The organism is Tychonema sp. LEGE 07196 (genome assembly GCF_963890365.1).
Taxonomy (GTDB): domain Bacteria; phylum Cyanobacteriota; class Cyanobacteriia; order Cyanobacteriales; family Microcoleaceae; genus Microcoleus.
In genome coordinates this window covers 20,741-41,713 of the sequence record NZ_CAWPRX010000157.1, presented here as the reverse complement: position 1 = coordinate 41,713, position 20,973 = coordinate 20,741, and the positions used below count along the sequence as shown (strand labels likewise).

Annotated in this window: 16 protein-coding genes; 8 read left to right on the top strand and 8 right to left on the bottom strand. The window is 44.5% G+C overall.

Annotation, left to right across the window (positions count from 1 at the left end; translation table 11 throughout):
• Positions 1–611 precede the first annotated feature (611 nt).
• Both AACV78_RS18305 and AACV78_RS18300 read left to right on the top strand, forming a co-directional pair.
• Positions 612–5,927 carry a PAS domain S-box protein gene (locus AACV78_RS18305; protein ID WP_194008838.1) on the top strand — a complete coding sequence of 1,772 codons (5,316 nt, stop codon included), beginning with the start codon at positions 612–614 and terminating at the stop codon, positions 5,925–5,927.
• A gap of 500 nt (positions 5,928–6,427) precedes the next feature.
• Entirely contained in the window at positions 6,428–7,744 is a 1,317-nt protein-coding gene (locus AACV78_RS18300; protein WP_194008839.1) for a cytochrome P450, read from the top strand.
• Between the two features lie 94 nt (positions 7,745–7,838).
• Here the strand turns inward: AACV78_RS18300 and AACV78_RS18295 are convergent, their stop codons facing one another.
• Positions 7,839–8,447: a chorismate lyase gene (locus tag AACV78_RS18295; protein ID WP_194008840.1), complete on the bottom strand. Its 609-nt coding sequence runs from the start codon at positions 8,445–8,447 to the stop codon at positions 7,839–7,841.
• A 218-nt stretch (positions 8,448–8,665) separates the two neighbouring features.
• Between AACV78_RS18295 and AACV78_RS18290 the strand changes: the two genes are divergently transcribed.
• The gene (locus AACV78_RS18290; RefSeq protein ID WP_194008841.1) at positions 8,666–10,282 is read left to right on the top strand and encodes an NAD(P)/FAD-dependent oxidoreductase; all 1,617 of its coding nucleotides are present in this window, start codon (positions 8,666–8,668) and stop codon (positions 10,280–10,282) included.
• Between the two features lie 64 nt (positions 10,283–10,346).
• Here AACV78_RS18290 and AACV78_RS18285 read toward each other — a convergent pair whose 3' ends face one another.
• A complete protein-coding gene (locus AACV78_RS18285) occupies positions 10,347–10,898 on the bottom strand; it encodes a 1,2-dihydroxy-3-keto-5-methylthiopentene dioxygenase (RefSeq protein ID WP_194008842.1) in 552 nt (183 codons plus the stop codon).
• A gap of 306 nt (positions 10,899–11,204) precedes the next feature.
• Here AACV78_RS18285 and AACV78_RS18280 point away from each other — a divergent pair, with 306 nt between their 5' ends.
• The 4 genes from AACV78_RS18280 to AACV78_RS18265 all read left to right on the top strand — a co-directional run bounded on the left by AACV78_RS18280 (position 11,205) and on the right by AACV78_RS18265 (position 15,951).
• Positions 11,205–12,170: a M48 family metallopeptidase gene (locus AACV78_RS18280; RefSeq protein ID WP_194008843.1), complete on the top strand. Its 966-nt coding sequence runs from the start codon at positions 11,205–11,207 to the stop codon at positions 12,168–12,170.
• 400 nt (positions 12,171–12,570) lie between these two features.
• Positions 12,571–12,996 carry a DUF4359 domain-containing protein gene (locus AACV78_RS18275; RefSeq protein WP_194008844.1) on the top strand — a complete coding sequence of 142 codons (426 nt, stop codon included), beginning with the start codon at positions 12,571–12,573 and terminating at the stop codon, positions 12,994–12,996.
• Positions 12,997–13,229: 233 nt separating this feature from the next.
• Entirely contained in the window at positions 13,230–13,790 is a 561-nt protein-coding gene (locus AACV78_RS18270) for a TerD family protein (RefSeq protein WP_339383710.1), read from the top strand.
• Positions 13,791–13,980: 190 nt separating this feature from the next.
• On the top strand, positions 13,981–15,951 hold the full coding sequence (locus AACV78_RS18265) for a TerD family protein (protein WP_194008846.1): 1,971 nt from the start codon (positions 13,981–13,983) through the stop codon (positions 15,949–15,951).
• Here AACV78_RS18265 and AACV78_RS18260 read toward each other — a convergent pair.
• The 5 genes from AACV78_RS18260 to hpsO all read right to left on the bottom strand — a co-directional run bounded on the left by AACV78_RS18260 (position 15,855) and on the right by hpsO (position 19,482).
• Positions 15,855–16,193 (bottom strand): hypothetical protein, encoded by a 339-nt coding sequence (locus tag AACV78_RS18260; protein WP_194008847.1) that lies wholly within the window; start codon positions 16,191–16,193, stop codon positions 15,855–15,857. The two genes, AACV78_RS18265 and AACV78_RS18260, sit on opposite strands and share 97 nt — an antisense overlap.
• Positions 16,194–16,268: 75 nt before the next feature.
• Positions 16,269–17,507 carry a hormogonium polysaccharide biosynthesis glycosyltransferase HpsP gene (gene hpsP, locus AACV78_RS18255; protein WP_194008848.1) on the bottom strand — a complete coding sequence of 413 codons (1,239 nt, stop codon included), beginning with the start codon at positions 17,505–17,507 and terminating at the stop codon, positions 16,269–16,271.
• 47 nt (positions 17,508–17,554) lie between these two features.
• Positions 17,555–17,734, bottom strand: coding sequence for a hypothetical protein (locus AACV78_RS18250; protein ID WP_194008849.1), 180 nt, complete (start codon positions 17,732–17,734; stop codon positions 17,555–17,557).
• Positions 17,731–18,078 (bottom strand): hypothetical protein, encoded by a 348-nt coding sequence (locus AACV78_RS18245; protein WP_194008850.1) that lies wholly within the window; start codon positions 18,076–18,078, stop codon positions 17,731–17,733. Before AACV78_RS18245 ends, AACV78_RS18250 begins: the two co-directional genes overlap by 4 nt.
• Positions 18,079–18,315: 237 nt before the next feature.
• Positions 18,316–19,482 (bottom strand): hormogonium polysaccharide biosynthesis glycosyltransferase HpsO, encoded by a 1,167-nt coding sequence (hpsO, locus tag AACV78_RS18240; protein ID WP_194008851.1) that lies wholly within the window; start codon positions 19,480–19,482, stop codon positions 18,316–18,318.
• Here hpsO and AACV78_RS18235 point away from each other — a divergent pair.
• On the top strand, positions 19,459–19,635 hold the full coding sequence (locus AACV78_RS18235) for a hypothetical protein (protein WP_194008852.1): 177 nt from the start codon (positions 19,459–19,461) through the stop codon (positions 19,633–19,635). The two genes, hpsO and AACV78_RS18235, sit on opposite strands and share 24 nt — an antisense overlap.
• A 189-nt stretch (positions 19,636–19,824) precedes the next feature.
• On the opposite strand, the gene hpsN is transcribed toward AACV78_RS18235, so the two are convergent.
• The gene (gene hpsN / locus AACV78_RS18230) at positions 19,825–20,793 is read right to left on the bottom strand and encodes a hormogonium polysaccharide biosynthesis glycosyltransferase HpsN (RefSeq protein ID WP_194008853.1); all 969 of its coding nucleotides are present in this window, start codon (positions 20,791–20,793) and stop codon (positions 19,825–19,827) included.
• Positions 20,794–20,973 lie beyond the last annotated feature (180 nt).

Genomic DNA, 20,973 nt, shown 5'->3' with positions numbered 1-20,973 from the left:
CAGATTATTTCAATATCTGTCGGCGATTGGCAATTTTATCGGGAATTGCTCGCCCGCGTACCTCAATAAGATTTGGTTCGTAGTGCGTCCTAGTGTCCGCTTTCGTTCTGCGGACACTGACTGATACCATTTTTCTGACCTATGTGCTACGGATGAAGTCTTAGCCCCCCCGAAATCGCGGGGGGGTTGGGGGGGTAATATCTAGCGCTACTTTATTCCATTGGTATGACGCACTACGAACCCTTTTTGTTTTGGCAATCGACCGGACATGATATCATTTAACAATGCGCTTCTAATTTACTGTAGATAATTAATTTTTGTGTCGGGACTAGCTAGATTAGGCCAAATGTCCAATGACTGACAGCAATGTTTAGTGCATGATGAGAAATAGACCCTCTAAGCCTGTTGAAAAAAAAAGATAAAATAGGTGCGTTAGCTATTAAAAATCACTGCTAATTGCGTAAATATACTTAATTCGCTTGTGGAAATACTGAGATTTAGGTAATACTTACAATACTAAAATTCGCAAATTTAAAATATTTTACACTATTTAAACATTTTTATTGTAACTTTTCAACAGCCAATATTCCTCTTGATTTTGGAGTGAAGAAATGACAGATTCAGTTCATATCAAAAAAAGAAATAATAAATTGTTGCACTTTCTGCAAATGCGGTTGAGAGAAATCACGGCTGCAGAAGTCAACAGAAAACAAAAAACCAAATCCCGAATGCTGTATAAAAAAAACATCAGCTTAGAGACGATCGCCCGCAGCAGCCAATTCTCAGTTTTGATAGTCGTACTGCTGCTACTAAACTGGTGGCTGGTAGCAAGCGGTGCCAGTGGTTTGCACGATCGCCCGATCGCCCTGGCATTTTTGGCAATCACAAATATTGTCCTGCTGGCTGCTGCGGCGGAATGGAACGCCTCTGCTGCTAAGAAAAACGATCGCCAATCGGGCAAAACCGACGAGGGCGATCGCTTTTTTAGTCTCTCGCCAGATATGCTGTGCGTCATTGGTTTTGACGGTTATTTCAAACGCATCAACCCAGCAGCAGAAAAAATCCTCGGCTATTCCCCAGCCGAAATTGTTGGCCAACTCTTCATTGAATTCGTACATCCAGACGATCGCCAAGCTACTCTCAAAGAAGCTGAAAGCATTGCTGCGGGAAACAGTAGCGTTGGATTTGAAAATCGCTGGCGCTGCCGCAACGGCTCTTACAAGTGGGTAGCCTGGACTGTTAGCCCTTTCTGCGAGGAAGAATTGATGTACGCGATCGGCCGCGACGTTACCGATCGCAAACAAGCCCAAGAGTCTCTCCAACACAGCAATTCTATCTTGCGTTCCGTGATAGAAAGCACACCGGATCTGATTTTTGTCAAGGATCTTGAAGGCCGGTACGCGATCGCTAATTCTGCACTAGCTCAATTTTTAGAAAAACCGATCGAGACCATTATAGGCAAAGACGATTCAGCATTATTTCCTCCTGAAATAGCCGCTCAAGTTATCGAAGGAGACCGCAGAGTGACTGCTACGGGAGAATGTTTTACTTATGAAGAAGATATACCAAAAAACGGAGTTGTGCGAACGTTTCTCACAGCAAAATACCCTTGGCGTGACTCGGAAGGAAAATTTATCGGCGTTGTGGGCATATCTCGCGACATCAGCGATCGCAAAGAAATAGAAGCCGCGCTACTAGAAAAAAACATCCTCTTGGAAAGCGTCATCGAAAGTACAGGTGACAGCATTTTTGTCAAAGATATTCATGGCCGCCACCTATTGGTAAATTCTCAGGCTGCAGCCATTATTGGCTTGCCAAAATCGGAAATTATTGGCAAAAAAGATGCAGAATTATTTCCGCCGGATATTGCAGATATGCAGGAGGAAAATGACCGCCGGGTGCGGCAATCTGGGATTGAGGAAACGATCGAGGAAGCAGGAAAAGATAGCGATGGTAACATCCGAACATTTCTCTCTACCAAAAGTCCTTTGCGCGATCGACTCGGAAACATCATCGGTGTAGTCGGAGTTGCTCGCGATATTAGCGATCGCAAACAAGCAGAACAAGCCCTGCAAGAAAGCGAGGAACGCTACCGCTGCTTAATTGAAGCCACATCCCAAATTGTTTGGGATACTACAGCCGTCGGCGAAGTTATCGGCGAACAAACAGGATTGAGTGCATTCACCGGAGCGACTTACCACGAACTTAAAGGCTGGGGGTGGCTCGATCGTGTCCATCCAGACGACAGAGAATATACTGCCACGATGTGGTCTGATGCAGTTGCCAACTGCATCTTATTCGCAATAGAACACCGCTTGCTGCGGCACGACGGCGAGTACAGGTACATGAGCGTGCGCGGTGTGCCCCTATTGAACGCAGACGGCAGCGTTCGCCAGTGGGTGGGAATACACTCGGATATTACAGAGAGCAAAATCATAGAACAAGAAATACAGCAGCAAAAAGAATTTTTGGGCAGCATTTATGACGGCGTAGACTACAGCATTTTCGTAGTAGATGTCAGCGAAGACGGAGAATTTCGCTACGTTGGCTGGAACCTAGCAGCCGAATTAGTCGGCGGCATCAGCAGCGAATTCGGGCGCGGCAAAACTCCCCAAGAGCTTTTCGATCCAATTACCGCAGGAATGTTCCGGCAGAATTTCATCGAGTGTTTGGAAAAAGGCAGCTCGATTGTCCGCGAATATCCCGCTAGTTTTGACGGTATAGAAGTCTGGTTTATGACAAATCTGACTCCCCTGCGGGATGCCTCGGGCAAAATTTATCGTGTTGTCGGCAGTTCCAGCGACATTACAGAACGAAAAAAAGCTGAAATCCAATTGCGCGAACAAGAAGAATTTTTAAACAGCATCTATAACGGCTCTAATCAAGCTATTTTCGTAATAGATGTCGGCGCAGAAGGAGAGTTTCGCTACGCTGGCTGGAATGCTGCTGCAGAAGCGTCTACAGGTATTTTGAGTGCCGATTTCAAAGGCAAAACCCCAGAAGAAATTTTTCCCCCGCCAATAGCAGCAATTTTTCGACAAAGTTACGTAGATTGTTTGAGGGCCGGCAGCTCGATTGCTTACGAAACCAGCGCCGAGATCGAAGGCGCAGAACGTTGGTATATCGTCACTCTGACACCGCTGCGCGATGCCTCTGGCAGCATCTACCGCATAATTGGTAATTCGATCGATATTACGGATCGCAAACAAGCAGAAGCAGCCCTGCAAGAGAGTCAGCATTTTGTCGAGCGCATTGCTAATGCAACTCCAAACATTCTCTATGTTTACGATGATATCGAGCATCGAAATGTCTACAGCAACCGCGAACTCGCTGAAACTCTAGGCTATAGCCTCGAAGAAGTTGCCACAATGGGCCGCAATCTGTTGCCGACCATTATCCACCCTGAAGATTTCGCTCAATTTCCCGAATATTTGCAGCAATTAAAAAATACTCCCGACGACGAGGTTGTTGAATACGAATATCGGGTGCGCGACAAACAAAATAATTGGCACTGGTTCGTCAGCCGCGAAATTATATTTAGCAGAACCGAGTCGGGAAAAATCAAGCAGCGTCTCGGTGCTGCTACGGATGTTACAGAGCGCAAAAAAGCAGAACAAAGTTTAGCAGAACAATTGAAAATTTCTTTATTCACAGCAGATATTGGAATTGCTCTAACTCAAAACCAGAGTTTACCTGCAACTTTGCAAAAATGCACCGATGCAGTTGTGCGCCATTTAGATGCTGCGTTTGCTCGGATTTGGACGCTGAACGAACAGGGAGATGTCTTGGAATTGCAAGCAAGCGGGGGGATGTATACTCATATTGACGGCGCTCACAGCCGCATTGCTGTCGGCCAGTTCAAGATTGGTTTAATCGCCCGAGAGCGAAAACCTCACATCACTAATTTTGTGGAAACAGATCCCCTAGTCAGTGACAAAGAATGGGCCTCGCGAGAAGGAATGGTAGCTTTTGCTGGATATCCGCTAATTGTTGACAATCAGTTGCTGGGAGTAATCGTGATGTTTGCTCGCCATGAGTTGCAGGAATCAATACTAATTGCTTTAGCATCAAGTGTTGATTCGATCGCCCTAGGAATCAAGCGCAAACAAACCGAAATGGCTCTCGCCGCCCAAAAGCAAACTATGAGGACAATTATTGACAACGCTCCGATCTGGGTGTGGATGGCAAATCCTAGCGGGCGGATGTTATTAGTCAATAAAACTTTCTGCGAAGATGTGGCTGTATCCGAAGATCAATTTTTGGCAGCCTCTCACTATTCCGAAGTTTTGGGATTAGAAGCATCTGCTAACTGCATGGCATCTGACGCGCAAGCCTGGAGCCAAGATACTCCCTGTTATTCTGAAGAATTGCTCCAGTTGGCTGACGGCGATTATCACCAATTGGAGACAATTAAAACTCAGGTAAAAGATGATTATGGCAGGGCGATCGGGTTGATAGGTTTAGGTTTGGATGTTACACAACAAAAAGAATCTCAAAGACAGTTGCAAGAGTCGGAAGCGAGATTTCGCAAATTAGCAGAGCAGGAAATATTGCTGAACCAACTAGCTAGCAATATCCGAAAATCGTTGAATTTAGATACTATTTTGGCAACAACAGTGCAGCAGATTCGCGACTTGCTACGACTCGATAGCTGCGTGTTTGTTTGGTACAATGCAGAGGTATATCCACCAGTTTGGGAGGTGGAGTATGAAGCAAGAAATGCCAATCTTTCTTCGCTTTTAGGTGTATTTTCTATTAGTGCAACTGGTTCTCATGCGGAGCGAATTGCTAAGTTGGAAATAATTCGGATCGATGATTTTGAGACTGTTACCGATCCAGTAGAGCGGGAGTATTTCACTAATATAGGATTCCACTCTCTGCTGAACATTCCGGTTCAAACATCTGCAGGTAAAATTGGGCTCATTGGCTGCACTTCATCTAGCGGAGTGCGGTATTGGAGCGATGAGGAAGTGGAACTGTTAGTGGCGGTGGGCAATCAATTGGCGATCGCCATTAATCAAGCAGAACTCTACACTCAAAGCGTCGATTCAGCCCGGATCGCGCAAGAACAAACTGCCCAACTCGAAACAACTCTGTGCGAACTTAAGCTTGCTCAAACTCAACTCGTCCAAGCCGAAAAAATGTCCAGTCTCGGTCAGATGGTAGCAGGCATTGCCCACGAAATCAATAACCCAGTCAGCTTTATTTTCGGCAATCTAACCTACACTGAAGAATATACCGAAAACCTAATCAAACTGCTGCAAATGTATCGAGACGAACACCCAGAACCTTCTCCCAATCTTCAGGAAGAAATAGAGCGGTTAGAGCTGGATTTCTTGCTCGACGACTTACCAAAAATGCTATCTTCGATGCAGGTGGGAGCAACTCGCATCCGGGATATCGTGCGGAGTTTGCGGAATTTCTCTCGTCTCGATGAAGCTGAGATGAAAGATGTTAACATTCACGATGGCATCGACAGCACATTAATGATTTTAGAACACCGTCTGAAAGCTCAGCAAGACCGCGCAGCCATTAAAGTCATTAAAGAATATGGAGAATTGCCGCTGGTGGAATGCTACGCTGGACTGTTGAATCAGGTGTTTATGAATATTATCGCTAACGCGATCGATGCTTTACAATATCCGCCGGAAAATCCGGGAATTATCCGCATTCGTACAGGGGTAGAAGGTAATTGCGCTGCGATCAAAATTGCTGATAACGGTTCAGGTATCGCCGATCAAGTCAAGCAGCGGATATTCGACCCTTTTTATACTACAAAACCCATCGGTTCGGGCACGGGGATGGGTTTAGCAATTTCCCATTCAATTATTGTCGAAAAACACAAAGGTAAAATCAACTGTTTTTCGGCGGTCGGGAAAGGTACTGAATTTGCGATCGAGATTCCGATTAAAAGAATAGAACATTAAATATAGCATTTCTCAGAAAAATGAGGTGCTATTGGGCCGAAGGGCTCTAGCGTTGCGGAGGGATTGGGCTCTAGCGTTGCGGAGGGATGGGGCCGAAGGGCTCTAGCGTTGCGGAGGGATGGGGCCGAAGGGCATTGGGCATTTAAGCGATTGCTCATTACCAGGCTCTACCTGGTAGTGCAGATAGGCGAGGAAGAGCCTCCTTTTATCTGGCAAGTTACAAGAGAGAGGACTTTAGGAGGTGTTTAAGTTATTAAGTTTTCGATCCTTAATAGTGCTATCTCCGCTCTGATTCACTGTACAGCACGCGATCGGAACACGCTCAATAAAAAATGCTTTTTTCTAAGCCCCAGATGCTGCCATTATAAAAGTCAAAAAACTAAAATCCTGATTTTTACGGACTAAAGTCCGAACTATCAAACCTATAAAGGTTATTTGACCCATTGAGTCAGAATTTGATACAATCTTAACAATCTAAAATCTAAAATCTAAAATCTAAAATGGCATTACCTCCAGGCAGTTTAGGTTTACCGCTAATTGGCGATACTCTCAACTTTTTGAAAGATTCTCAGTTTGCAAAAAAACGCCACCAACAGTACGGGCCAATTTTCAAAACCAGCATATTCGGACAACCTACCGTGTTTGTGTGCGGCCAGGAGGCGAATTTGTTTGTTTTAAGCCATGAAAACCAGTATTTTGTGGTGAGTTGGCCTCCCAGCACCAAAGCGCTGTTAGGGCCGCTTTCCTTGGCGCTGCAAACGGGTTCGGAACACCAAAATCGACGCAAGCTGCTATATCAAGCATTTCAACCGCGAGCTCTGGCGGGCTACATCGGCGGGATGGAAGATATTACGGGGCGCTACTTGCAAAGGTGGACGCAAATGAGCGAGTTTGCGTGGTATCCCGAACTGAGAAATTATACTTTTGATGTTGCTTGCAAGCTGCTAGTTGGAATTGACAATGGTTCGGATACTGCGCTAGGACATTATTTTGAGATTTTCTCGGATGGTTTATTTTCTATTCCTTTGGATTTGCCGCTTACTCGGTTTGGCAAAGCTAAAAATGGCAGAAAGTTGCTGTTAGCTGAACTAGAAAATATTATTCGTGACAGACAGCAAGGAACCCCCGGCGGTAATGATGCTTTGGGTTTGCTGATTTGTGCTCGCGATGATGAGGGCAATTCTCTGAGTTTGGAGGAGTTGAAAGATCAAGTGCTGCTGCTGTTGTTTGCGGGACACGAAACTCTGACTTCGGCGATCGCCTCTTTTTGTCTTCTCGTGGCTCAAAACCCCGATGTAATGGCAAAAATCCGCGCCGAACAACAGCAGTTTCCTGCAACTGAACCGCTAACTTTGGAACAACTCAAACAAATGACTTATTTAGAGCAGGTGATGCGAGAAGTCCTGCGGTTGGTGCCGCCGGTGGGAGGCGGTTTTCGGCAGGTAATTAAGGCGTGCTCGTTCGGCGGCTACGAAATTCCCAAGGGTTGGAGCGTTTTGTATGAAATTAATCAGACGCATCAGGATAGCGCAGTTTATCCCGAACCCGATCGCTTCGATCCCGATCGATTTACGGGCGATCGATCGACAAATGCCAAACCTTTCAGCTACGTGCCCTTTGGCGGCGGTTTGCGGGAATGTTTGGGAAAAGAGTTCGCCCGGTTAGAGATGAAATTGTTTGCGGCGAGGATGGTTCGCGAGTGCGAATGGGAGTTGTTACCGGATCAAGATTTGAATTTAATCCGAGTACCGACTCCGCACCCGCGCGACGGTTTGCGAGTGAAATTTCGGCAAACAACTATGAATCTGAAGGATTAAACCACAGAGGACGCAGAGAACGCAGAGGAAGAGAACAGAGAGATCGATAATTCCGATATTTTATCTAACAGGGTTCTCGAAGAGCGATCGCATTTTATGAATCAACATCCAAGTGCATCGGCCCCAAATACTTAGTTAAATAAGGTGAAAACACCTCATAAATCAGCGTCAGCGGCTTACCGTGATGCCAAAACAAATAGTGTCGTCCCCAAAAAGGCCCCGACTGTTCAAAAGCCGACTCTAAAATCGCCGAATCACCTAGATAAATGCCTTGCACGTCGCGATACAATTCTGTTCGCAGCCGCGCTAAACTAGCCCAAATGGGTAAAGATTTATTGTGTAAATATTGGTCTACGTGACTCGCTTCCCACCAGGAAGTCGCGTAGGCGAGGCGCTGTCCCGAAGCTGTTCGCAGCCACACTTGGCGGCGGAGGCGGGGCCCGGGCACCGCGACAATTTGCTGGGGTGCGCCGTCTGCATCGTCACCCACCAAGGACATATCGATTACGTCTACTTCTGTGGGTTCCCCTGTCAGCAGTTGCAGGTGACGGGTGGGGGAACCGTCGCCCAGGAGCAGTATTTGCCATGCCGGCGCGAGCTTGGTGTGGGGTAAACCCTTCTGTACAGCGTCTTGTGCTCCTTCCCACAGGGGGTTGAGAGCGTGCCAGGTTCGGCTGTTTTTGGTTGTGAATGTTGCAGTCAAGGGTGTTTACAAAACTTAATTTTTTGTTTATTATAACGCTTCTGCAATTATCTCAAGTCAAATAGTTATAATAAACTTCGCGATCGCACTCCGACTCTCATAACCGGGTTTTGGAAGAAAAAAACGCTTTTTAGCTACCCGTGCATAATTCCTAAATACTTTTATTCGACTGATTTTATTCAACTGACAACTGACAACTGACAACTGACAACTACTATATGTTACGAATAACCGAAATCAAACTTCCCTTAGATCATCCTGAAGATGCGATCGCCAGCGCCATAGTCAAAAAGCTGCAAATTCTCCCCGAAGAATTGCTCAGCTATAGCATTTTTAAGCGCAGCTACGATGCTCGCAAAAAAGCAGAAATCCTCCTTGTCTATATTGTGGATGTAGAGACGACGCAGGAAAAGCAACTTCTCCAACGCTTCAAAAAAGATCCTCATGTGATGGTAACACCAGACACGAGTTATCGCTATGTAGCGCAAGCCCCCAGCAATTTGACGATTCAGCCCATTGTGATTGGTACGGGGCCCTGCGGTATCTTTGCAGGGCTGATGCTGGCACAAATGGGATTTCGCCCCATCCTTTTAGAACGCGGCAAAGCAGTGCGCGATCGCACCGCTGACACCTTTGGATTTTGGAAGAAAAAAGCAGAATTCAACCCAGAATCTAACGCTCAGTTTGGCGAAGGTGGCGCGGGTACTTTTTCCGACGGCAAACTCTACAGCCAAGTTAAAGATCCTCAGCATTACGGGCGGAAGGTACTGACGGAACTTGTCAATGCTGGAGCTTCACCGGAAATATTATATATTAACAAACCGCATATTGGCACGTTTAAACTCGTAGGAATTGTCCAAAGTATGCGGGCAAAAATTGAATCGTTAGGCGGAGAAATTCGTTTTCAAACTCGTGTAGAAGATATCCATATCGAAAATGGCAAAGTGCAGGGAATTACCACAGCCAGCGGAGAATATATTGCTAGTAATTATATAGTTTTGGCGGTGGGACACAGCGCCCGCGATACTTTTGAAATGTTGTTTTCGCGCGGGGTTTATATCGAGGCTAAACCTTTTTCTATTGGTTTTCGGGTGGAACATCCGCAGCAGTTAATCGATCGCTGTCGTTTTGGCGATCGCGCGGCCCACAAACTTTTGGGCGCCGCCGATTACAAACTGGTGCACCATTGCCAAAATGGCCGTTCTGTTTACAGTTTCTGTATGTGTCCCGGTGGTTTGGTAGTGGCGGCTGCGTCGGAACCGGGGCGACTTGTCACTAACGGAATGAGTCAATATTCTCGCAACGAACGCAATGCTAACAGCGGGATTGTCGTGGGTATCACGCCGGAAGATTATCCCGGTCATCCCTTGGCGGGAATTGAATTTCAGCGTCGCCTAGAAGAACGGGCATTTGAGTTAGGAGGAGGTACTTACAGCGCCCCTGGGCAGCTTGTAGGAGATTTTTTAGCGAATCGCCCTTCGACGGCGCTAGGAGCCGTGCAGCCATCTTATACGCCGGGAGTTGTGATGACTGATTTGAGCGAAAGTTTGCCGGATTTTGCGATCGCAGCTATCCGCGAAGCACTTCCGGCTTTTGACAAACAGATCAAAGGATTTGCGATGGATGATGCGGTTTTAACTGGGGTGGAAACGCGCACTTCTTCGCCGATTCGGATTAAGCGCAGGGAAGATTATCAGAGTTTGAATACAGAAGGCCTTTATCCTGCTGGGGAAGGTGCGGGATATGCGGGTGGAATTCTGTCGGCGGGGATTGATGGAATTAAGGTAGCGGAGGCGGTTGCTTTGAGTATTTTGCGAGAAAACCACAAAGTTTGAGGCTGGATTTGATGATTTTTAGATGATTTGAGGATAGCCGTCAACCGTCAACTGTCAACTCTGTTTAAACGATGGCTAAGCCCGATCGAATTTCCGTATCCGTGTATTCCGGCGTCCAGCCTTCTGTGGTGGTAAAATAGCGCACTGCTTTAATTTTCCGGGCCGCAGTCAAATAAAACCAGTGTTCTGTATTCGCCGGCACGTTGATAAATTCTTCTGGCTGCACTGTGAGTTCCACTTGGCTACCGTCGGGCCGCACGAAGCCAAAAATGCCCTCGCCTGCAACGATATAACGCACTTCATCGTCAGCGTGGATGTGGCACTTGTTGAATTTCGACAGCATGGTGTCGATGTTGGGAATGTCTGGGTGCAGTACGATTAAGTCGCGCTCTTGATAGCCTGCGGTTTCCGACAACTGTTGAAAGTAGCCGTCGAGGGCTTGCAGGATTTGCTCTTTTTGATTGTCGTCAAGAGCATCTTTCGCTAGCAATTCCAGAATTTCAGCGCTGTCACCCACGGGCCAGCGGTTGAGTTGAATGTTTAAAGGCGCGAGTTCGCGCGCAATATCGCTTAATTGATTGTAGGTTGTACCGTTTTCGAGTTGGAGGATAGCCATTATTTCACGTTTTTATTTTTGATTCACAGACCGCGAAAGATCTTGGTCGATCGCACCTGTAGCAGAATCACAATTTTAACGCTAATTTCTACAGGACTTACAGGGGAGCCCAGAAACCGGGTTTTTTTACGCAATACTTTCGTTACACACCGTAAATTCGGTAAAAAACCCGGTTTCTTTGTCGCAGTGCGTCCAGGACTGATGAACAGTTCAATATTTGTCGCGATAATATTGATAAGTCGGTCGTCAGCTACCACCTCCGCGACCGGCAATCCCGAGCTCTTAAATGTAATTTTTGCAACAACCATGCCTACTTATACTGGAATTTCTAGCGAAGCATTTCAGCATCCCCTCGATCGCCAAGCCGAAGAAGCGTTACGCAGCGTACCTGGATTTGACTTAATTGCCAGCAAATTTGTAGAATTTATCTACGAACGACCGCAATTCGTTTACTTAATGGGAAATAGCATTCAAGTCGGGCCGCGCCAGTATGCCAGCATTTATCACATATTTCGGGAGTGCGTGCAGGATTTAGATGTTTTTCCAGAACCGGGTTTGTTTGTTTCTCAAAATCCCGCCGTTAACAGCTACGCCCTAGGAAAAAACCAGCCTTACATAGTGTTAAATACTGGTCTTTTAGACTTGTTGGACGAGGCCCAAATCAAGGCAGTGCTGGCTCACGAGTTGGGACACATTAAATGCGGCCATCCAATTTTAAATCAAATGGCGATGTGGGCGATGAGCGTCGCATCGACTATTGGTGAGATGACTTTCGGGCTGGGAAATATGGTCGGCAGCGGTTTAATTTACGCTTTTTATGAGTGGCGGCGCAAGGCGGAATTGTCGGCGGATCGGGCGGCTTTGTTAGTAACTGATGATTTGAATAGTGTGATGAAGACGATGATGAAACTTGCGGGAGTTAGCAGTAAATATGCTGACCAATGCAGTTTGCAAGAATTTATCCGCCAGTCTGACAATTATCAAGAGCTCGATCGCGACAATCTCAACCAAGTGTATAAATTTTTACTGTACAACGGCGGTCAAGGCGTGATGCTGAGTCACCCTTTCCCGGTGGAACGCCTGCGGTATTTGCGAGACTGGGCCGCTTCTGAGGAATACCGCCAAATCAAGCTGGGAAACTACAAGCGGGCTGTGGCTGAGGGTGCGGTTGATGTGAAGTCCCAAGCGCCTAACAGCGAGACGGAGGCTTTGCGCCGTCAGATTGAAGAATTGCAGCGGGAGATCGATCGACAAAAATCAAAGCGAAACTAAATCTAGGGCGTGCGGGCGCACCTTGCCGCGATTATTCGCGCCCTCAACCACTGTTTGCGTAGGGTGTGCTTAGCAAGCACCGGTTGACGGGGTGTTCCACGGCGCATTGTGTACCGATTTACCGATTGGTACACAATGGGTACGCTACAAGAGCCTACAAGAGCCTAATTGAAAATTTACCGGATTTGGGCGAGAAAGTAGAGTAGAAGGAAGTTAAACTGCGGATATCCCATCGGGCTAGATCCAAATTATATTTGAGTGGGAGCCTCCCGATCGCGATCGGGAGGCACTCGCAACTAATCTCCAATCTACAAACTGTCCTATTTTTTCTGAAATTTGTTTCTGAGAACGTGTAGTTTAAATTTAGAGAAGCTTATAACTCAATGGAGCTCAGAAAAAAATGATTATTGATAAACCAATGAATACTCACAAACCAACTTCTAATTTTTTCGGTAATGTCGGAAAAGTGGCGATCGCCCTAACCGTGTTAGCCGCCGGTATGGCATTTACAAATCCTCCTAGAGACAAATATTTAACTTATGCCTCCGGCGTACTCCAAACCGAGTTGGAAAACACTGTGTGTAAGGATTCTCGCGTGCCTCAAGCGTTGAGCTCCGTTGCAGAGGCGTTGATCGGCAGTTGCAAAAATTTGCTAACTTCGCAACGGAGTTCGATCGAACACTTGCTCGACAATACAACGGAACGTCAGAACTTAGGCGTTGTCAGCATTTACAAAACTCAAGTGGGCAAAAAAACCTATCCAACCGTTGCAGCTTTCGGTAATTTTGTCACCCTGCCACCTAGTTCTGAAAATGCTCAAAATTAGGATTAAATTAAGTTCAATTCTCAAAACCGGGTTTTTCACAAAGCCCGGTTTTTACTTGCGTAATTATATCTAAGTAAGTTTCAATAAATTCCTAGACAGCAAGCACGTATTTTTAATCGATCCCGCTATCAAGCGCCAAATATTAAATTTTAATAAAAGTCATAAATCGTGATGTCATTTTAAGATAAAATGAACAATATAAAGTTTTATCATTTACCAATAAGCAGATGGCAATGCAATTAAGTAAGGGTGAAAGATTTAATATCTCTCAAGAAGCGCCGGATTTGAAAAAAATGGCGATCGCCCTCGGTTGGCAATTAACTGAGGCAGGACAAAACTACGAGATAGATGTGTCAGGGTTTATGCTAGGTTCTGACGGCAAAGTACCCAACGAGAAATATTTTATATTTTACAATAATCTGGTATCCTGTGACAGTTCGGTACTGCAATTTATTCCCGACCAAAACAACCCAAATAAAGAGAATAAAACTATTTACGGCGTTATCTTAAAAAGAGTTAATCCTGAAATTGAAGAAATGACTTTTGCAGTCACCATTCACGAAGCCGATCGAATTAAGGGCAACTTTAGTAATATCAAAAATGCTTTTATCAAAATTGTAAATTTAGATACAGGAATCGAACTTGTTAGATATGAATTAAAAGAGAATTTTTCGCGCGAGACTGCCGTAGAATTTGGACGTTTGTATAGAAAGAATGGAGATTGGAGATTTCAGGCGGTAGGGGCAGGATATCAGGCAGGATTGCAGAGTTTTGTTGACAAGTATTGCAGCTAAATTCGCTCTGCGGGCATCTTACTTCTATAAGTAGCGCGTCAAACAATATGAGTGCGATCGCAAACTGATACATTTTGAATCTAGCCTGCGATCGAAGGCTAATCATTAAATTATATTACAAATCAAGAGTTATGATGTCACTTTCTATTAAGATGAGCCATATAAAATTTTTTGTTTTACAAATAAGCAAATGGCAATCCAATTAAGTAAGGGTGAAAGATTTAACATATCTCAAGCAGCGCCGGATTTAAAAAAAATGGCGATCGCCCTCGGTTGGCAATTAACTGAGACTGGACAAAATTACGAGATAGATGTTTCTGCTTTTATGCTAGGTTCTGACGGCAAAGTACCTAACGATAAATATTTTATATTTTACAATAATCTGCAATCCTGTGACGGTTCGCTACTGCAATCGATTCCTGCAAAAAACAACCCAGGTCAAAAAAACAAGACTATTTACGGCTTGATATTAGAAAAAGTTAATCCTGAAATTGAGGAAATAACTTTTGCTGTTACCATTCACGAAGCAGATAAAATTAACGCAGATTTTAGTAATATCACAAATGCTTTTATCAAAATTTGCAATGTGGATACGGGAACCGAACTTGCTCGGTACAAATTAAAAGAGAATTTTTTGCCAGAGACTGCTGTAGAATTCGGGCGCTTGTACAGAAAGAATGGAGATTGGAGATTTCAGGCGGTAGGACAAGGATATCAGGCAGGATTGCAGAGTTTTGTTGACAAGTATTGTAGCAAAAATAGCAATAATACTGCTCCAATTACTAACGAGTTGGCAGCGGAAATGGCAGCCGATGATTTACAGTTGCCGGCTTGGGAGTTGGAAGTGGAGTCAGAAGCGGCAGCTTCCGGGGAGACGGAAAGCCCGCCGCGATCGCAAATTAACCATCAAGTTAATTCCCGAAACCGCAAACTACCGCTAGCTTTAGCGGCAAGTTTAGGCGTTTTGGTGCTGGGGACTGGTGCAGTAGCGCTCGCCTTTATGCGATCGGGAAATGAAACGCTGAAGCAATCAAAAATACTAACCGTTGAAACGCAGAATGCAGCGCAAGCAACCGATATCAACCTACTCAGAAGTTTCGATAAACGACTTAAAGAAACGATCGCGAATTTAGAAAAAATTCCTAACTTCCCCGGCTTGGGATATCCACAGGCGAGAATTGATTTGCTGACGTTAGGCCCGAATTTGGTTGCTGTCGAGCAAAATTTACAGGCTGCAGAAAGTCTAGAAAAAGCTCAAAAGTTGGCGCTGGAAGCTGCCGTGCTCGTGCAAAAACCGCCTCATCCAATCGAAGTTTGGCATCAGTCGCAGGGTAAATGGCAACAGGCGATCGGGCTTTTAGAAGGGATAGAATCGCGTACACCTATCTATAATTTAGCTCAAAATAAGTTATCTAATTACCGAAAAAATCTCGCTGTTATCAGTCAAAGACTGGCGATTGCTCAAAAAGCCACCAACTTCAGCAACCAAGGTTCTTTAAAAATTCAAAAGGGAGATGTTCCTGGGGCGATCGCCAATTTTACTCAAGCTTTAGGGCTGAATGCCAACATACCCCAAGCTTATCTCGGATTGGGAATTGCGAGTTCACAACAGGGAAACAAGCAGCAGGCAATTTACAATTACGATCGAGCGCTGCAATTCAATCCTAACCTGGCAGAAGCTTATTTTGGTCGAGGTCAAGCATATTATGAATTGGGAAATAACCAACAGGCGATCGGGAATTACGAACAAGCTATTCGCGTCAATCCTGATTATGGTTTGGCTTATTTGGAACGAGGCGCTATTCGCTGTATGCTGGGAACAAAATCGCAAGCCGTAGCAGATTTCGATCGAGCGGGCGAACTTTTTTCTAAGCAGGGAGACGGCAAGAATTACCAATTAGCAAAAAGCATGATTAATGAGTGTCAAGTACCGACTGCACCGGCTGTAATCTGCGATTATCGAAGGAATATCGACTCCTTGGGCCGGCGCTGCGGTGGATCTGTTAATGTTCCGATTATAATTAGAAGAAAATCTGCGATCGCTCCTTCCAACTCTAACTCGACTCAGATTGACAGCAATAGCAGCAAGCCCAAAATCTCGCCAATAGATTCTGATAGCAGCAGCACCAGAACTCGCAGCAGGAGAAGAAGTAAAAGGTAAACATCTGTTGCATTAGTTAATATAGCAACCGCCAAGACGCTTAGGACGCTGTTAATGGCTAAAACGATTGATTTTATTGCTTCTTCCTTCTTCCTTCTTCCTTCTTCCAACGGACTTACATCCGTTACATCCGTTACATCCCGTACATTGCTCGTTGCCGAACTTCCTTCTTCCAACGGACTTACATCCGTTACATCCGTTACATCCCGTACATTGCTCGTTGCCGAACTTCCTTCTTCCAACGGACTTACATCCGTTACATCCGTTACATCCGTTACATCCGTTACATCCCGTACATTGCTCGTTGCCGAACTTCCTTATTCTATAGATGACAAAATGTGCTGGTAAGCATCGATGGTTTGTCGGGCGAGATGTTCCCAGTTATAATACTTTTCGGCATACTCCCTGCCATTTAATCCCCTGCGCTGGCGCTCCTGTGGGTTCAGAAGTGCTGATTTAATTGAATTGGCGATCGCCCCTACATCCAAAGGAGCAACCCAGCCCGCCTCTGCTTGCTCAATGTCTTCGGAAATCTGTACGCGATCGGAAATAGCCACAGGTACACCAGCAGCCATCGCTTCTGCAACAGCAATGCCAAAGTTTTCGTAATAAGAAGGTAACACAAATAAGTCAGCCTTTCTCAACAGTGCAACTTTGGCATCACCGCTAACAAAACCCGTGATTGTGGTAAATTTTCCTAAACTTGAATTTTGTATTTGTTGTTTAATTTTTGTTTCGTAATTAGCATCTTGGGGATTGGAACCTGCTAAAATAAAATTAAACTTTATGCCGTCCGCTAAAATACTTTCTAGAGCAGGAATCAGCAAATCTAATCCTTTTTTGGGTTCGATTCGCGACATGAATAATACGATTGGTACTTGAATACTTCGCAATAAATTAGAATAAAAAGCTGCTTTCACCCCCAAGGGAATCACCAAATCTTGTGGAAAACAATTTTGTGAAATAGCGATATTATTTGTCTTATTTGGTAACATAAAATCTTGTGACATAGCTATCTCACTTGGCCCGGTCAAACCAAATCTTTCTGAGATTGTAGCTTCTCGCTTGCTAGTGAAATGAATCGCAGCAGCACTTGCTAAATTAGGACGTTCTAAAAGTGCAGCATAAATCTGTTTTAAGCACTTTTTTTTCTCCAAATCTGCTGGATCGAGCATACCGCAGGGACGAATAATATACGGTAACTGGCGATTTCTAGCAATTCTAGCAGCAAAAGTAGTTACTGGCGAGAACAAAGCGTGAATGTGGGCGAGGTCAAATTGCCTTAAATTTTGATTAAACCACTGCAATAACGAGAGTGAAAACTTATATCTACTAAACGGATAACAGCGGAAATAAATAATCTGATAACCGTTTTGCTTCATTGGTTGATTTAAGGGCACATCTAAGGGAGATTGACCGATATCTCCATTAGAATCTGTGGTGATAATTGTGACATCAACGCCTTGGGAAGCTAGGGCGGCAGAAAGTTCCAATACCATTTGACTCGGGCCGCCGTAGACGAGGGAAATTGAGGGAATAATTTGAAGGATTCGCATGGAGGATCGTTTTTTAAATCAACATACCAACCTCTCCAATGACAAATTTAATTATCTGGAAAAGGCTGGCCATGTAGCTGTTGAGCTTCCTCTCTCTTTGTTGCTTTTATTTGGGTATTGTGAGATATTTGCTTAGAAAATTCATACATTTCACTGGCTTTGGCTTCAGTGGCTTTGACAATTTCAAGAATTTCTAGGAGTAGGCTTTCATCGGGTAATTTTTTCATGGCAATGCCTCTAGTTTTTCAATTACTTGTTCGATCATAATTTTAACTTCTGGAGCCATATGTAGCAAGGCTGCTAAATAATCTCCGGCTTTTTGAACATCTTCGTCGGGAACACCAGCCAGCAATATATTGCTCACAATGTTCTCTGCTTGTAAGCGAGTACCTGCTACGCAGAATTGAAAATTACTGATCGAAGAAAAGTATTGCATCAGTATTTCATTTTCAGGAAACAGAGACATTGCTGTTCTAAGTGCAAAAAGTCCCTGGGTTGCTTGGCGCTCGGTATCGTTCAGTACCTGGTAGAGTTCGTTAACCAAAGGTCGTATGTCGGAAGGAATAGACATTTACCACAGTTTTTATTTGACAATCATATTATACTGCTAATTAGAAGGAAGAAGGAAGAAGGAAGAAGGAAAAAGGAAGAAGGAAAAAGGAAGAAGGAAAAAGGAAGAAGGAAAAAGGAAGAAGGCTTGAGTTATCATTGCTATAGCAGGAATAATACATATACATCTAGCTTCAGCGCGACTCGATCTGTATTTTACGTTTAATTAGGTGGATTTGCTTAAAAGTTACGATCGCCATCAAAATTCTTTGTAAAAATCTAATAACTGTTCAGCTAAGGCTTTATTTGTATAATGGCTCATCGCTCTATGATAACCCCGATCGCCCAAATCAGCAGCAAACTCCCGCCGCTCCATCAATTGCTGCAAACAATCTCGCAAAATCCCCGCATTTCCCTCCGGGAAGACTAACCCCGCAGATCCGATGACATGGGGAATTTCCCCGCAATCGGAACCGATAACGGGAATTTTACAAGCCATCGCTTCAATTAAAACATGGCCGAATTGTTCTTTCCAACCCACAGTAGTTAAAGTTTTGAATTTATAGCTCGTTTGCGATGGCAATACCAAACAGTTCATTAAGTTAATATAGGGGGGGATTCTTTCGTGAGAAACGCTTTCTACCCAGATTATGCGATCGCTGATTCCCCATTCTCTAGATTTTTCTGCGATATGCGCCTGCAATTTTCCTTGTCCTACTAACAGCCACTTCCAAGAGTCTTTTTTCAACCCTGCCAAGGCTTCAGCCAAAGTCAACAATCCTTTTTCTTCAACAAATCTACCGACAAATCCTACCACAAAATCTGTCGGTTCAATGCCTAATTCTTTGGATAAATCAGCGTTTTTAGCAGTCGGTAGAAATAAAGTTTCATCTACTCCGAGTTGCGGCATTACTTTCACCGCACCTTGATAGCCCCGATCGCGCAAAATTTTCGCTCCGTCTAGGTTCCCTGCAATAATTCCGTCGGTGTGATTGAGATTGTAATTTTCTAAGGCTGAAACGGGCCACTTCAATTTATAAGGCAGATTCCACCAGGTAAATAATATATTTTTTGCTTGCAATTTTAGCAATTTATTCAGGAAGATTAGCTGAGCGCAGGCTAGGGACTTTGAACCTTGTTCGACTTGGATAATCTGCGGTCTAAATTCTTGTAATATTTTAATTAAATCGGGGCCAAATGTTAGTAATCCTTGATTGTTTTGGCTGTAATTTGAGACGGGAACTACTTTAAATGAACCTTGTTGACAGAATCCGGTTGTGATGATTTTATTTTGTACGCCTCCAGGTTTCCAGCGTCGCGGTACTATAACTGTTACTTCAATATCGGGTTCTAGGTTGGCTAATATTTTAAACTTTTCGCGATTAATGTCAACTATATATGTGTGACTGGCGACCAGAATTCTCATTTTTTGGAAGAAGGAAGAAGGAAGAAGTCCGAGGGAAGAAGGAAGAAGGAAGAAGGAAGAAGTCCGAGGGAAGAGGGAAGAAGTCAGAGGGAAGAAGTCAGAGGGAAGAAGGAAGAAGGAAGAAGGAAGAAGTCATTAGTCATTAGTCATTAGTCATTTGTTATTTGTTATTAGTAACAACTGGCAACTGACAACTGACAACTGACAACTGCTTTGCGTACAACGTCATCAGGAAGAGGGAAGAATAGGTGTTTAAAATTTATGTTGGTTATTGATTGAGAAGGATCGTGCTACCTGCAGCCTCTGCGATTGCTTCACTGCGCTGCATTCGCAATGAGATAATTAAGCTTTTTTGTCTTGATGCGTGTAAATTTGTCCGTCGTTCCAGAGGGACTGAATTAATGTCTTGATGGCGCTAATCAAGCCGAGGAGATAAAAAGTAAGTCTCAGGAATATTTTAATAGGCGATCGGCTTTTATGGCAAGGCGGATTTCCCAAAACTTGGCAGTCAAAGAGTTTGGCGAAAAATTGCAGGCATTGAAAGGCTGTTAAATTTTTCAATCCCATGAGGAAGTGGTTGTGATAAAATGTGATTTGATATTCGATCGATCGCGTACTGACATCATGACATCCGCCGCTCTCCTCCCCTAAGTGAACTAAACAGGCATCGGGATCGTACCAAATTTTCATGTTAGTCGATCGCAATCTCAAACAAAAATCCGACTCCTCTCGCACAGCACTCCCCGCAAACCGCTCATCAAAAGTCAAACCCCACTCAGCAAAAATCCGCCTGCGAAACGACATATTGCAGCCTCTAGCCGAGATCACCTGCTGCGGTTGTACCGTATGCACCAAATCGATAAAATACCAACCAACGCCTGCATCCATCGCTTCTGGAGGCAAATATTCGATCGCCAAACCGCTGATAGAATTATCCAGTTTCATTCTGTCAAAAACCCTGCCCGCCACACATCCCACATCAGGTTTTTCTAAATAATTGCCAGCGTGAGCCGCCAAAAAACCATCTGGCAATTGTACATCATCATCAATAAATAAAATAACTTCTCCAACAGCGCGCCGCACTGCATAATTTCGAGCACCTGGTAAACTCGCCCAATCTACCCGAAACCACCTAATTTTTCCCGCATTTGCCAATTCGTTCAAATAAACTTGAGTTTCCAATTCATGGGTGCGAGTTTGATCGATTACCAGCACTTCAAAATTATCGTAATTTTGCCGAATCGCATCAGCCAGTGTCTCTCGCAGGGGTTGCTCGCGATTGTAGGTAGGTATCACAACAGAAATCATCATGGCACTTGCCACCAAAGTATTGAATTTGAGATTTGAGATTTGAAGAATAAGGAAGAAGGAAGAAGGAATATCAAAGCAGGATCGGAAATTAGTTTTAAACCAAGAGACTGAATCTCTATAATTTTCCCTCTTCCTTCTTCCTTCTTCCTTCTTCCCTCGGACTTCTTCCCTCGGACTTCT